The organism is Acidithiobacillus sp. HP-2, assembly GCF_015100155.1.
In the GTDB taxonomy this organism is placed as follows: Bacteria; Pseudomonadota; Gammaproteobacteria; order Acidithiobacillales; family Acidithiobacillaceae; genus Acidithiobacillus.
Window position 1 is genome coordinate 149,845 of sequence record NZ_JACKZA010000004.1, and the last position, 13,533, is coordinate 163,377.

At 54.5% G+C, this 13,533-nt stretch carries 10 protein-coding genes and 1 tRNA gene; 9 read left to right on the forward strand and 2 right to left on the reverse strand.

Annotated features, from left to right (window positions below; all coding sequences use genetic code 11):
* Window positions 1-33 precede the first annotated feature (33 nt).
* The 9 genes from rpsU to pepN all read left to right on the forward strand — a co-directional run bounded on the left by rpsU (window position 34) and on the right by pepN (window position 11,443).
* Window positions 34-249: a 30S ribosomal protein S21 gene (gene rpsU / locus H7F11_RS04570; protein ID WP_010636820.1), complete on the forward strand. Its 216-nt coding sequence runs from the start codon at window positions 34-36 to the stop codon at window positions 247-249.
* Window positions 250-252: 3 nt separating this feature from the next.
* Window positions 253-702, forward strand: coding sequence for a GatB/YqeY domain-containing protein (locus tag H7F11_RS04575; RefSeq protein ID WP_193650758.1), 450 nt, complete (start codon window positions 253-255; stop codon window positions 700-702).
* Window positions 699-3,029, forward strand: coding sequence for an endonuclease MutS2 (locus H7F11_RS04580; protein ID WP_193650759.1), 2,331 nt, complete (start codon window positions 699-701; stop codon window positions 3,027-3,029). Before H7F11_RS04575 ends, H7F11_RS04580 begins: the two co-directional genes overlap by 4 nt.
* Window positions 3,030-3,032: 3 nt before the next feature.
* The gene (gene dnaG, locus H7F11_RS04585; protein ID WP_193650760.1) at window positions 3,033-4,793 is read left to right on the forward strand and encodes a DNA primase; all 1,761 of its coding nucleotides are present in this window, start codon (window positions 3,033-3,035) and stop codon (window positions 4,791-4,793) included.
* Between the two features lie 105 nt (window positions 4,794-4,898).
* Window positions 4,899-6,791, forward strand: a complete 1,893-nt coding sequence (gene rpoD / locus H7F11_RS04590; protein WP_193650761.1) for an RNA polymerase sigma factor RpoD — start codon at window positions 4,899-4,901, stop codon at window positions 6,789-6,791.
* Window positions 6,792-6,845: 54 nt separating this feature from the next.
* A tRNA-Ile gene (locus tag H7F11_RS04595) sits at window positions 6,846-6,922 on the forward strand.
* Window positions 6,923-7,166: 244 nt separating this feature from the next.
* Complete coding sequence (gene lexA, locus H7F11_RS04600; protein ID WP_193650762.1) at window positions 7,167-7,787, forward strand: transcriptional repressor LexA; 621 nt, start codon at window positions 7,167-7,169, stop codon at window positions 7,785-7,787.
* Window positions 7,788-7,958: 171 nt separating this feature from the next.
* On the forward strand, window positions 7,959-8,816 hold the full coding sequence (gene dsbG / locus H7F11_RS04605) for a thiol:disulfide interchange protein DsbG (RefSeq protein WP_193650763.1): 858 nt from the start codon (window positions 7,959-7,961) through the stop codon (window positions 8,814-8,816).
* A complete protein-coding gene (gene pepN, locus H7F11_RS04610; RefSeq protein WP_193650764.1) occupies window positions 8,816-11,443 on the forward strand; it encodes an aminopeptidase N in 2,628 nt (875 codons plus the stop codon). Before dsbG ends, pepN begins: the two co-directional genes overlap by 1 nt.
* Here pepN and H7F11_RS04615 read toward each other — a convergent pair.
* Together H7F11_RS04615 and H7F11_RS04620 are read right to left on the reverse strand one after the other, a co-directional pair.
* The gene (locus H7F11_RS04615) at window positions 11,440-12,915 is read right to left on the reverse strand and encodes a CYTH and CHAD domain-containing protein (RefSeq protein WP_193650765.1); all 1,476 of its coding nucleotides are present in this window, start codon (window positions 12,913-12,915) and stop codon (window positions 11,440-11,442) included. The genes pepN and H7F11_RS04615 overlap by 4 nt on opposite strands.
* Window positions 12,893-13,531 carry a ParA family protein gene (locus H7F11_RS04620; RefSeq protein WP_193650766.1) on the reverse strand — a complete coding sequence of 213 codons (639 nt, stop codon included), beginning with the start codon at window positions 13,529-13,531 and terminating at the stop codon, window positions 12,893-12,895. The genes H7F11_RS04615 and H7F11_RS04620 overlap by 23 nt, the downstream gene beginning before the upstream one ends.
* Window positions 13,532-13,533: the final 2 nt, after the last annotated feature.

Genomic DNA, 13,533 nt, shown 5'->3' on the forward strand with positions numbered 1-13,533 from the left:
AGCTTTTATTTTTGATGAGGTCAGAAACCTTCTATGCCAACTGTTCGTGTTAAAGAAAATGAACCTTTCGAAGTGGCGTTGCGGCGCTTCAAACGCTCCTGTGAAAAGGCCGGAGTCCTGACGGAAGTCCGTCGTCGCGAGTTTTATGAAAAGCCCACCGAAGAGCGTAAGCGCAAGGCTGCTGCTGCGCGCAAGCGGGCTTTGAAGCGGATGCGCCGTCAGTCCATGCGTCTGGTTCGGATGTACTGAAGCATGTCTTTACGCGAACGTCTTCAGGAGGACATGAAGGCGGCGATGCGCGCTCGTGAGTCTGATCGTCTTACCACTATTCGCATGCTTCAGGCAGCGATCAAGCAACGTGAGGTGGACGATCGCCGCGAGTTGGACGATACCGAGGTTCTGGGTATCGTCGAAAAACTGATCAAGCAAAGAAAAGATTCTGCCAGTCAGTTCAGAGCGGGAAATCGCCCAGATCTTGCCGATAAGGAAGAAGCAGAAATTGTCATTCTTTCCGCTTATCTCCCCGAGCCTCTGAGTATGGAAGCCATTGATGCCCTGATTGCCGAAGCGGTTTCAAACACCGCCGCCAGCGGTCCCAAAGATATGGGTAAGGTGTTGAACAGCCTGAAACCGCAATTGCTGGGCCGGGCTGACATGGCACTGGTTGCGGAAAAAGTAAAGGCGCGCCTGAATAACGGATGAAAAGCGCTGTGGCAGGGGCGGCTCCCCGGCAGGACAGCTTTTCCAGAGCCCTAGATCTGGAAGCTATTTGTGCCGCCTGGCTGGTCAGATGTGCCCATGACTATGGGCAGCATTATGTAGAAAACCTCACCCCCTGGGTAAGCCTTGCTGAAATTCAGCAGCGCCAGAATCTGGCGCTTGCGCTGGCGGAACGATCTGCCGCCGGCTTTTCGTTGCCCATCCACATTCTCCCGGACATTCGTTCCCTGCTGGATCTGCTTGAGCGCCCCGGCGCTATCCTGAGCGGCCGCGAGTTGCAGCAGATAACCGGGGTTTTGCATGGCCAGAAGCACTATGCCTCGGCCTTGCGGGAAGTCAACGATACGCTGACGGAATGGGCAACAGACCTGGAGCCTTCACTGCCGCTGCTGCGGCATCTGCAGCAGGCCCTGGATGATGAGGGTGAACTTCTGGATGCTGCCAGTGCAGAATTAAGCGCCATTCGCCGGCAGTTACGCCAGGGGCGCGCTGAAATACAACGCTTTTTGCAGGGATTTTTACGTAATCCCGACTGGCAGGATTACTGGCAGGATCAGCTGATTGTCCAGCGTAATGACCGCTATGTGTTGCCCCTGAAAACCAGCCACAAAGGCCGTATCAAGGTTATTGTGCATGATCGTTCGGCGAGTGGTGAAACCCTTTTTGTGGAGCCCCTAACGGCGGTAGACCTGAATAACCAGTTGGTGCAGGACCGCCAGGCCGAACGTCTGGAGCAGGAAAAGGTGCTACGGGCCTTGAGTGCGGCCGTATGCCAGCAGGTGCCGTCCATGCGTCGCGCCTTAAAGTATATCGGACGGCTGGATGGAGTCCGCGCCGCCCTGGAACTGGGCAAGGATTATCAGGGTACGCTGGTTCAGGTGGATAATCGCCCGGCCTTTGATCTGCACAATTTACGTCATCCCCTGCTGTGTATGCAGCATCCGGGTCAGGTGGTTGGTAATCCTCTGGCTTTGGGCGAAAGCCATCATCAACTGGTGATTACCGGACCCAATACGGGTGGCAAAACGGCACTGCTCAAGGCTCTGGGGTTAAACCATCTGATGGCCTATTTAGGTATGCCGGTGGCGGCTGAAGGTCGTCTGGGATATTTTCGGCAAGGCTTTGCGGTTATCGGTGACACTCAGGATATTCGTACTGACCTGTCTACTTTTTCGGCACAGGTGAGTCGCTTGCGCAGGGTGCTGGAGCAGGCTGATCAACACAGCCTGGTGCTGTTGGATGAGCTGGGTAATGGAACGGATCCCCGCGAAGGGGGTGCCCTGGCCCAGGCCGTGGCTGAGGCGCTTCTGTCGGCGCAAGCCTGTACGGTGCTCACCAGTCATCAGGAAATCATGAAACGTTATGCGCTCAGCCGCGCTGCCGTAGCTTTGGCAGGTATGGGCTTTGACGCAGAACGTCTTGCCCCGACCTATCGTCTGCAATGGGGAGTAGGTGGTGCCAGTCAGGGTTTGGCCATTGCGCGTCGGGTTGGCATGCCCGAAGCGCTGGTGCTGCGGGCCGAAGCCCTGTACGCGGATGATCGTGAGGACTGGGAACGCTGGGAAGCACAACGGGAAGGCCTGTTGCGCGCGGCACAACAGGCCATGGATGAAGCGGCGCAGGCGCGGATGGAAGCTGACAAGTCGGCGAAACGTTTGCAGCGTGAACTGGATGCGGCACGTCAGGATCGGGAGCGGGCCGCTGAACAGGCTCGCAATGAGTGGACGCAATTGCTGCAGAATGCCCGCAGTGAAGTGCGGAAAACCATCGCCGCGCTCAAGTCTGGACGGGATACCCAGGCGGCCAGTGCGGCACTGGAGCAGTTGGATACGCCTTTTCAGATGGTCGAAGCCGTGTCAGTGGATTTGCCCGCAGTCGGCAGCAAGGGCTTGTTTCTGCCCCTCCGCCAGGTCACCCAGATTGTCCGTGTGGATGCTGCCCGGCAACGTCTGCAAATTCAGTTGCGCGGCAAGCAGGTGTGGATTCCCCTGGAGCAGTTCCGCGCGGATTCCGCACTGGAAATACCCAAGGAAAAGGGGAGTGCTCAGTATGCTTCACCAGAAAACCATCCGTGGCGTCTCGATCTGCGTGGTCAGCTGCGCGAAGATGCCTGGCAGGCTTTGTGCCGCCATGTGGATGGCGCCATGGCTTCCGGTCGCCAGCACATTGAGGTGCTGCATGGTAAAGGCAATGGCGTCCTGGCTGAAATGGTCAGGGAATTTGCCCATCAGGATCCGCGCATCATCCAGTGGCGTATGGCCCGTCCCGAGCAGGGGGGTGGCGGTGTCAGTGAGTTGGAGCTACGCTGAAACATGGTCAAATTTTCCCCCGCATTCATAGATGCTCTCCTCGAACGGACCGATTTGATCCGTCTGGTGGAGGGTCGTGTTCCCCTGAAGAAAAAAGGCAAGGATTTTTGGGCCTGCTGTCCTTTTCATCAGGAAAAAAGTCCTTCGTTTTCAGTGAGTCCGGAAAAACAGATTTACTATTGTTTTGGATGCCATGCCCATGGTAACGCCATTGGGTTTCTGATGGCCCATGATCGTCTTTCCTTCCCTGAGGCGGTAGCCTTGCTGGCGGAAGATGCCGGGGTGGCCTTACCTGAAGAGGCTGTTGGTCAGTCTGTCCAGGAAGATCTCCGCCCTTTTCGGCAGATTCTGGATAAGGCGGTCAGCCTGTACCGTGATGCACTGGTAAAAAATCCGGCGGCCCAGCAGTACTGGCAGAGCCGGGGTCTCCATCCGGAAATCATTGCGCGCTTTGAATTGGGTTATGCCCCTCCTGTCGCGAATTTTCTCAGTCAGCAACTGGGTAAGGATGAAAATACCCGACGCGCACTGATTGGTGCAGGTTTGGTGAGTAGCCGCGAAGATCATTCGGTTTATGACCGTTTTCGGGACAGGGTCATTTTTCCGATTCGGGATGGTCGCGGCCATCTGGTCGGATTGGGGGGACGCAGTCTCGATGGTCGGGAGCCCAAATATCTGAACTCTCCCGAAGGTCCGCTGTACCATAAGGGGCAGGTGCTTTACGGCCTGCATCAGGCGCGGGATGGCCTGCGCCGGGTGAATCGTGCCGTGCTGGTGGAAGGCTATCTGGATGTCGTCACCCTGCATCAGGCCGGACTGGATTATGCCGTTGCTGCCAGTGGTACGGCACTCGGGGAAAGTCAGCTACAGATGCTGTTTCGTGCGGCTGCAGAGATTTTGCTGTGCTTTGATGGGGATGCTGCCGGCCGTAAGGCGGCCTGGCGGGCGGTGCAAATGGCGCCTGAGTTGTTGCGCGAGGGGCGTCTGCTGCGGGTACTGTTTTTGCCGGATGGGCAGGACCCGGATTCGCTGGTGCGCGAGCAGGGCGCAGCAGCACTGGAAGCTTTATTCCCGACGGCCCGGCCGGCCATCGATTTTTTTCTCGATGAACTGCAGCGCCGCTATAATATTGCCGCAGAAGACGAAAAAGCCCAGTTTCTGCGGGAAGCCCGGGAATTCTTGCAGCGGATAAAGGATACCACTTTGCGAGAAGTTTACCTCCATAAACTCCAGGAGTTATGTGGTCTGGCCTTTGCCACACCTTCCAAAACGCGTCGTCGGGATGCTCAAGTTGCAGCGTCAGTGCAACTGTCGCGGAGCAAAGAGGGACCCTCCCTCTTCAAAAACGCGATGCGCCTGCTCTTGAATCATCCCGATGACCCTGTCTGGCAGCAACTGGAAAAGGATCTGCTGCCTTTTGCGTCTGACCCCATTGCAAAAAAACTCGATGCTACCCTTGATATTTTGGTAAACATGACCCATTTAAGTTCCCACGAGCTCTTGGCGAGACTGGCTGGCACTGACTTGGCAGAGTTTTGTTATGCCTTGGTCATGTCCGAGGCTGAAGAGCGCCAGGAGAGCGCATTGTTGCGCAATGAAATACCAGAATGTGTGCACAGGGTAAATCGGCGCCTGAGCGCCGCTAGGTTGGAATATATGGGCCATGCGGCGGATCGTTCGGGATTGGGCGCGCTGACGGAGCAGGAGCGGACCGAAATCGTGTTGTCAACGCGACGTGGTCGCCACAAGCGTTCCGAATCCTGAAGTGTCCAGACAAAAAGGATGGATGAATGCGGTCAATGAATTTAGCTTTTCATCTAGGTGGTTTTTCTTATATAATATGCGGCTTTCCGCGAGTGCAGGATGGTTATGAGAGACGGTGAGAGTGTAGTGGACAATGAGTCTCAGCGGTCTGAGCTGAAGCGCCTGATCGCGCGCGGGAAAGAGCAGGGATACCTGACCTACGGGGAGATTAATGATCATCTGCCCGAAGAAGTTTTTGATCCTGAGCAGATGGAAAATGTCATTTCCATGATTAATGACATGGGCATCGAAGTGTTTGAAGAAGCACCGGATGGCGATACTCTTCTGGACGGTGAAGGTAATGTCGGCGTGGCCGCCCAGGAAGCCGAAGAAGCTGCCGAGGAAGCCCTGGCTGTCGTCGAAGCGGATATTGGCCGTACCAGTGATCCGGTGCGTATGTACATGCGTGAGATGGGCACGGTTGAGCTTTTAACCCGGGAAGGCGAAATTGAAATAGCCCGCCGCATTGAAGATGGTCTGATGCAGGTTTTGCGTGCGGTTTCCACCTGCCCGACCACTATCTCGCTGTTGCTGGATGCTGCTGATCGGGTTGAGCGCGGAGAAACGCGCCTGGATGAAGTGGTGGATGCATTTATTGATCCCAACGCCTTGGATGCAGAGGCCGTCAGTGAAGACGAAGAGTCTGTTTTGCTGGAGGGCGAAGAGCCTGAAGACACGGATGATGCGGATGAAGAAAGCGAAGAAGGCACTCTTGAAGCGGATAAGGGCCCGCAGCTGGAAGAAGCCCTGGAGCGTTTTGCAGTCATTCGCGAAGCCTATCTGAATCTGCTTGCCAGTCATGCTGAAGGTGAAATGCATGACGAAAGCTATCAGGAAAAAAGACGCGAGCTGGCAGAACGCTTTCTGGAAATCAAGCTGAATGGTCGCCAGATTGATGTGATGGCCGATGCCTTGCGGGCTTTAACTGACGGCGTACGTCATTGTGAACGTGAGCTCATGGAGATTTGTATTGAGCGGGCGCGTTTCCCCCGGAAGGAATTTGTGCGCAGCTACCCCGGTCATGAAAGTGATCTGGACTGGATAGACCATCAGATTAATGGTGGCTTTACTTATAGCGCACGGTTAGTGGAATATCGGGATGATATTCTCGCCATCATGAAGCGTTTGGCAGACATTGAAAAACGGGCGGGCTTGCCGGTCGCGGAAATCAAGGAAGCCAGCCGTTTGATGTCTATCGGTGAAGCAAAAGCCCGGCGGGCCAAAAAGGAAATGGTTGAAGCCAATCTGCGTCTGGTCATTTCCATTGCCAAGAAGTACACCAATCGTGGTCTGCAATTTCTGGATTTGATTCAGGAAGGCAATATCGGCTTGATGAAAGCGGTGGACAAGTTTGAATACCGGCGTGGCTACAAGTTTTCTACCTACGCTACCTGGTGGATTAGACAGGCCATTACCCGCAGTATTGCCGATCAGGCGCGCACCATTCGTATTCCGGTGCACATGATTGAAACCATCAACAAGCTGAACCGGATCAGTCGGCAAATGCTGCAGGAAATGGGTCGGGAGCCAACTCCGGAAGAGCTGGCGGAGCGCATGGAAATGCCCGAAGACAAGATTCGCAAAGTGCTGAAAATTGCCAAGGAACCGATTTCCATGGAAACTCCCATTGGCGACGATGAAGACTCCCATCTGGGTGACTTTATTGAAGATCGTAATGTCACCGCGCCAGCCGAATCAGCAGTCAATGCGGCTATTCGCGAAGTTGTTGAAGAACTTCTGGACAATGGTCTGACAGCCCGAGAGGCCAAAGTGTTGCGTATGCGCTTTGGAATCGGCATGAACACGGATCACACCCTTGAAGAAGTGGGTAAACAGTTTGATGTGACCCGTGAGCGTATTCGTCAGATTGAAGCCAAGGCGCTGCGGAAGCTGCGCCATCCTTCCCGCTCTGAGCGTTTAAAGAGTTTTGTGGACGGAGAAGTCACCATTCCTTCCTGAAGGGTAAATGTGGTAAAAATGCGGGCGCGGAAACAATTTCGTGCCCTCTCTTCAGGGCCTGTAGCTCAGTTGGTTAGAGCAGGGGACTCATAATCCCTTGGTCCACGGTTCGAGTCCGTGCGGGCCCACCAAATAAAACAATAAGTTATAAATTGTTTATTGACAGTCATCTGCTACTCAGGCGCAAATTTGGTACAGGGCCGAATATGGAGGGAAGTCTTGTCTTACGACTACGGTCGTCAAAAAACCGGCAGTAACTTGGAGGGGTGTGGTTCGGATGCTGTCAGCATTTTGTCGAGTTTGCAGCGGTCTTGCGCTTTTCTTCATGCTGTATAAAAATACAGAATCATACGTACCGATTTCTGGAGGCATGACATGGATAAACTGACGCCGCGTCAGGCCGAGATTCTGGCCTGGATTCGCACCCGGATGCTGGAAGACAATTTGCCGCCCACTCGTGCGGAATTGATGAAAGCCTTTGACTTTCGTTCACCCAATGCGGCGGAAACCCATTTGCGCATGTTGGCGCGCAAGGGTTATCTGGAGTTGCAAAATGGTACCGCACGGGGTATTCGCCTGCACGAAGATTTGAGCGAGACCATGGGCTTGCCTTTGGTGGGTCGGGTGGCCGCCGGACAGCCGATGCTGGCTGAGGAGTTTCGCGAAGGGCAGTTGCCGGTAGACCCTAAATTATTTTCGCCAGGGGCTGATTATTTGTTGCGGGTGCAGGGTATGAGTATGCGCGATGCGGGTATTCTCGATGGCGATATTCTGGCGGTGCGCCATGAAGCCGGTTTTGCGCCGCAAAATGGCCAGATTGTAGTGGCCCGAGTCAACGGAGAGGTTACGGTCAAGCGTTGGCAACGGAAGCAGAGCAAAGTCAGCCTGTTACCCGAAAATCCGGATTTTTCTCCTATTGATGTAGATTTGTCGCGTGATGATTTGCAGATTGAAGGGCAGGTGGTTGGTCTGCTGCGCATTGGTAACCGCCTCTAAAACGTCCATTTCGGGAACCATCACCGGCGTTGAAGGTCTTCTCTCAAGAGTTTGCCGCGTGTACGCAACTCTGGTTTTTACGGATCTTGTCATTTCTGGTCTTGATGCTCTCAGCGGTTTACAATCTTCCTTTGTCACTTTTTTCAGAATTTACAGGATTAACTTTCATATATGGACAAATCATCTATCGCTCTGGCAGTGGGTCTTTTAATTATTGGCGGCTTAACCGGGGCAGTTATCGAACGCTTTGCCATCAATCCTGACTCCGCTATGAGCAGCAGTCCGTTGAGTCTGAATGGCGCCAAGAAGCTGCTGAATGATGTTACCCACGGCCAGGCCAGTGCTGAAAAGGTTTTTCCTGGCCCTGGAGGTTTGACGGGGATTGAAGTCAGTATGGAAGGTCATCCAACCATTGCCTATGCGACGTCAGATGGACAATATCTGGTGGCCGGGCCGGTGCTCAATCAGCAAGGTCAGGATGCCGCCCATGCCGACATGATCAAGCTGGGGCTCATTCCCAAACCGGCATCGGCTGCGGTTTTGGCTGAAAAAGCCGCGCATGCCGACAGTTTTGTGCTGGGAACCAAAGGACCGGAGCTCACGGCTTTTGTGGACCCTAACTGCATTTACTGTCACAAGTTTTATGAAGAAGCCAAACCGCTCATTGCTGCAGGTAAATTGCGCGTCCGCTATGTGGTCGTGGCTTTCCTGAAGCCCAGCAGCGCCGGAAAAGCGGCGGCTATTTTGGGGGCCAGTGATCCTGCTGCCGCCATGGCAGAAAATGAAAAAGGCTTTGATGAGGCGACGGAAGAGGGCGGCATTTCTCCCGCTAAAACCCCTGATCCGGCGACACTGGCTGCAGTAGAAGACAATACCAAGCTGCTGAGTGAAAGCGGAGAAGTGGCGACCCCGACCCTGATTTATTGTAATACACGTAATCAGGCCGTTCTGGCCCATGGGTTGGATCGTTCAAGTCTGGCCGATTTTGTTGATCATATCAGCAGCCTGGAAAATGGAGCTTGCCATTGATGATTGCCCAAGATAATAACGCGGTTATTCATCGCGAAGATTATCAGCCGCCCCTTTATCGGATTACCGATGTTGCGCTGAATGTTCATCTGGACCCAGAAAACACCGAGGTGGAGGCCCGTCTGCATTTTCAGCGGCTGGGTTCCGAGCCGGTATCTGCGTTGCACCTGGACGGCGAATTCCTGGAACTGCTGAGTGTTTTGCGAGATGGTCAGCCCTTGGCGGAAAATTTGTTTCGTGCTGATGCGACGGGTTTGACCTTGTTGAACCCGGAGCCGGATTTTGTATTGGAAACCCGGGTTCGGATTCATCCTGCTGCCAATTCGACCCTTTCCGGTTTGTACTTTGCCGGTGGGCAGTTTTTGACGCAATGTGAGGCAGAGGGTTTCCGGCGTATTACCTATTATCTGGATCGTCCGGATTGTCTGGCCAAATTTACGGTGACTTTACACGCTTCCCGAAAAACCTGTCCGGTGTTGCTGGCCAATGGGAACTGCATTGCCCAGGGGGATGAAGGCAACGATTGGCATTGGGCGCGTTGGGAAGATCCTTATCCCAAGCCCGCTTACTTATTTGCGATGGTGGCCGGTGATCTGGCCGTACAGCGCGATGTTTTTGTTACACAATCCGGACGGTCGGTGACGCTGGAAATTTATGTGGCTGAACGGGACCTGGGAGCCTGCGACCAGGCCATGGAAAGCCTGAAGCGGGCCATGCGCTGGGATGAAGAGGTTTACGGGCGGGAATATGATCTGGATCGTTACATGATTGTGGCGACCGACAGCTTCAATATGGGGGCCATGGAAAACAAGGGCCTCAATATTTTCAACTCCAAATATGTGCTGGCCAGCCCTGAAACCGCCACCGATACGGATTATCAGGGCGTTGAATCGGTCATTGCTCATGAATACTTTCATAACTGGACGGGTAATCGGGTGACCTTGCGGGACTGGTTTCAACTGAGCCTCAAAGAAGGTTTGACGGTATTTCGTGATCAGGAATTCAGTGCAGTTATGAATTCGCGCGGGGTGCAACGGATTGGCGATGTGCGACGTCTGCGTGCGGCCCAGTTTCCTGAAGATGCTGGCCCGCTGGCGCATCCGGTGCGTCCCGATGCCTATTCGGAAATCAACAATTTTTACACGGCGACGGTGTATGAAAAGGGTGCGGAACTGGTGCGCATGATCCATACCCTGCTCGGCAAGGAAGGTTTTCGGCGGGGGACAGATCTGTATTTTGAACGACATGATGGTCATGCGGTCACCATCGAAGATTTTGTGGAGGCCATGGAAGATGCCAACCACTATGATCTTTCCAGTTTTCGGCGCTGGTATTCTCAAGCCGGAACCCCACAAGTAAAGGCAGAAGGAAATTATGATCCCGCGAGTTGTTCCTACACGCTGACCCTACAGCAGTCCACCCCCGCCACGCCCGGACAGTCAAACAAGGAGCCGGTACCTGTTCCGGTGCGCATGGCTTTGCTCAACACCCAGGGAGAAAAAGCGGTTCTGGATAAAACAGGCGCAACCGAAAAGGTGATTTTACTGGAGCAGGCCAGTCAAAGCTGGACTTTTGAGGACTTGCCCGATCCGGTGATCCCGTCCCTGTTGCGGGGTTTTTCTGCCCCGGTGCGCCTGGATATTGCTCTCGATGATCAGGCTCGCAGTTTTTTGGCCGGTGTGGATGATGATCCTTTCAATCGCTGGGAAAGCACCCAGGAGTTGGCCCTGAAATCTTTGCTGGAAGGGATGGAAAATCATAAGAAACTCGAGGCGTTGCCTGCGGCCTTGGCGCAGGCGCTGTCTGCCACACTGAAACAAAGCCAGATGGACCCGGCTTTTCGCGCGGAGTTGTTGACTTTGCCCAGCGAGGATTATATCGGTGAACAGATGGCGGTCATTGCGGTGGATGCCATTCATCAAGCGCGGGAGACCCTGCTCGATAAAATTGGCGCACATTTTCATGATGAATGGTTAGGATTGTATCAGGATCTTGCGGGCGCTTATGAGCGGGATGGGGCTTCCATTGGTCGTCGCCGTCTTCGGAATATGGCCTTGAGTTATCTGATTCATAGTGATCACAGTCGTCATGAGGACATGACCCTGCATGCGCGTCAGCAATATGTGCAGGCCGATAACATGACAGACCGTCTGGCGGCTTTTCAGTTGCTGGTGCAGCATCCCAAACATGATGCCGAAGACATCCTTCTGGATTTTTACCAGAAATGGCAGGATTATCCGCTGGTGATCGACAAATGGTTCGCCATTCAGGCCATGGCACCGCGCCCCGATACCTTGCGCCAGATGCAGCATCTTTTGGTGCATCCGGCCTTTGACTGGAAAGTGCCCAATCGGGTGCGGGCGGTGTTGGGGGCTTTTTCCATGAATCCGACCTTATTTCATGCGGCTGATGGTTCAGGTTATGCTTTTTTTGCCGAGCAAATCCGTCGGCTGGATGATATCAACCCGCAAACTGCTGCCCGTCTGGCCACACCTCTCAGTCGTTGGCAGCGCTATGACAAGGTCCGCCAGCGAGGCATGATGAATGCCCTGCAACTGTTGGCAGCAAAACCGAACCTGTCCCGCGACCTGACCGAGGTCATTCAGCGGTCATATCCTGCCGCTTAGCTATCCCAGGGGCGGGCCGTGGATTCCAGTCGCAGCCAGAATTTCTGGAATTTTTTACGCTGCCGGGCCTCACGGCCCTGCAGGAACCCCAATAACGCACCCGCCTGAAAAGCCACGCCGGCTTTGCGATTGTTGGCCAGGGGATGCAGATATTGGCCTGCCATGTCCGCATCGTGGATTTCTCCGGCAATACCCTGCAACGTCGCCAGTAATTTCAGTAAGGCCTTGCTATCTTTTCCCGGCCATAACGGCGCCAGGGTGATCATCACATATCGCATGTTTTTGATACGGATGCGCAGGCTGTGTAAGGCTTCGGGATGATCCAGCAGCATTTTGCCGGCAGCCATCAGTTTGCGGTCTTCGCGATGTAATTGGGATTCGCTGAAATCCTGCAGATTTTTGGCGTGGGTCAATGGATGTCGCATTAAACTGGCCCAGAGTTTCAGCAGGATGGCGACCAGTTGCGGTAATTGTTCGGCCTGCTGGGGTGCTTGCGCCGATAAAATATCCTGCAAGGGGGCGGGGTCCAGGGTCATGATCGCGGCAATGTCGGTCCAGTATCCCAGCAGGGCTTCATAATCACGTTTGTGGTTTTGCTGGTGAAACCATTCCTGAAGCGCGAGGCGGTAGGGTTGCAATAGATTGTCCGGGTCGAGCACGCGGCAAAAGCGCAAGGTTGATCTGAGGCTGCGCACGCTTTTACGCAGGTCATGAAAACTATCCGCAGAAGTTTTGGCCCAGTGTTTGCGTGTATCGTGAATAATTTGCTGGAGTTGCCAGGTCAGTATCTGGCTGAAAGCACTGCCAGCATTTTCCCGGCGGTGCAGAGGCCATGCCGTGTCGCGCGGTTTTTCATCGGCAATCAGACCGGCCAGGCGCAACCCGCGAAACAATTTGCTTTCCTGGTCGGGAATCAGGGGAAGATCCTGACAGAGGGCTGCGCCCATTTCGAGCACTGCCGCTGCATTCCCCTGAGCAAGTTCCAGCTCCACCTCGCGGATGGGTTCGCTCTGGCCTCTGGCCAGAATTTCTCCGCGATCAAGCGCTACAATGATTTCACTGCCATCGGTGTGGGTAACCCGGCTTTCGTGGCGTTCGAAACGGGTTTCCAGAATGACCTGCAAGTCCAGTTCCGTGAAGGGTGCAAGCATGGCGGCGGCTTCACTATCGGTGAAGACGCTCAGGTCGGGCTGGTTACTGGCGACCGGTACATTCCACTCCGGACGTTGGTGCAGTCCGCCGGCGGACTGGCCGCTGGCCTTGAGGGTGGCTATCCAGGCCTCTCCTTCGCGGCGCACACGGTAGGCCAGACGCGCGCGCTGCAGGGCGCTGTCCCGACTATCAAAATAAAACGCATGCAACTGAAGTGGAGGTTCTTTGCTGATGGCCAGTAGAGGATGTTCGGCAATACGTTTCCAGACTGGAGCCGTATCGTCCATAATCTGTAATTTAAGTTCCTCTTCCACCACCATCTCCCATCACAAAATTCAGTATGCGTACCCATTGCGGCAATTCATTGCGGTTTTCTGTGGCACGCATGTCGGCAATTCCGGCACCACATTGGGCGGCACGGACGTAAATCTGACTATCCCGCAAGGTCGCCACCACGGGCAGGTTCCATTCACTCAGGACACTTTGCAGATGCTGGGCACCCCGGGTACGCGCATTTACCCGATTGGCAATCACCCCCATCCGCACTCTACCTTTACGGTAACGCTTGATTTCTTCCAGTTTTTGCAAAAAGAGCTGGCTGGCATCCAGATCAAAAAGGGAGGGGCCGATGGGTACCAGCAGAACCTCTACCTCACCCAGCATATCTTCAAGGCGTTTCTTTTTGAGTCCTGCAGGGGCATCCATGACCACATAGTCACTGGCGGGATAATCACGGAAGTCTCGTTCGGCATCTTCCACCACATTCAGCCTGGGGAGCAGGGGAGAGCGGCGTTTGACCCAGTGGGAAGAAGACTGCTGGGTATCCAGATCGGCAAGGAGAACCGTCCCACGCAGCGCCAGAAGGCTGGCCAGATTGGTGGCCACAGTGGTTTTGCCTGCACCCCCCTTGCTGTTGAGGACCAGGATTCTGATCATCG

Excerpts from the sequence above, each read along its gene's own strand:
- dsbG (WP_193650763.1), top strand. The coding sequence starts at position 7,959 with ATGGACAAATCATCTATCGCTCTGGCAGTGGGTCTTTTAATTATTGGC.
- rpoD (WP_193650761.1), top strand. The coding sequence starts at position 4,899 with ATGAGAGACGGTGAGAGTGTAGTGGACAATGAGTCTCAGCGGTCTGAG.
- H7F11_RS04620 (WP_193650766.1), bottom strand. The coding sequence starts at position 13,531 with ATGATCAGAATCCTGGTCCTCAACAGCAAGGGGGGTGCAGGCAAAACC.
- H7F11_RS04575 (WP_193650758.1), top strand. The coding sequence starts at position 253 with ATGTCTTTACGCGAACGTCTTCAGGAGGACATGAAGGCGGCGATGCGC.
- H7F11_RS04615 (WP_193650765.1), bottom strand. The coding sequence starts at position 12,915 with ATGGTGGTGGAAGAGGAACTTAAATTACAGATTATGGACGATACGGCT.
- lexA (WP_193650762.1), top strand. The coding sequence starts at position 7,167 with ATGGATAAACTGACGCCGCGTCAGGCCGAGATTCTGGCCTGGATTCGC.
- H7F11_RS04580 (WP_193650759.1), top strand. The coding sequence starts at position 699 with ATGAAAAGCGCTGTGGCAGGGGCGGCTCCCCGGCAGGACAGCTTTTCC.
- rpsU (WP_010636820.1), top strand. The coding sequence starts at position 34 with ATGCCAACTGTTCGTGTTAAAGAAAATGAACCTTTCGAAGTGGCGTTG.
- pepN (WP_193650764.1), top strand. The coding sequence starts at position 8,816 with ATGATTGCCCAAGATAATAACGCGGTTATTCATCGCGAAGATTATCAG.
- dnaG (WP_193650760.1), top strand. The coding sequence starts at position 3,033 with ATGGTCAAATTTTCCCCCGCATTCATAGATGCTCTCCTCGAACGGACC.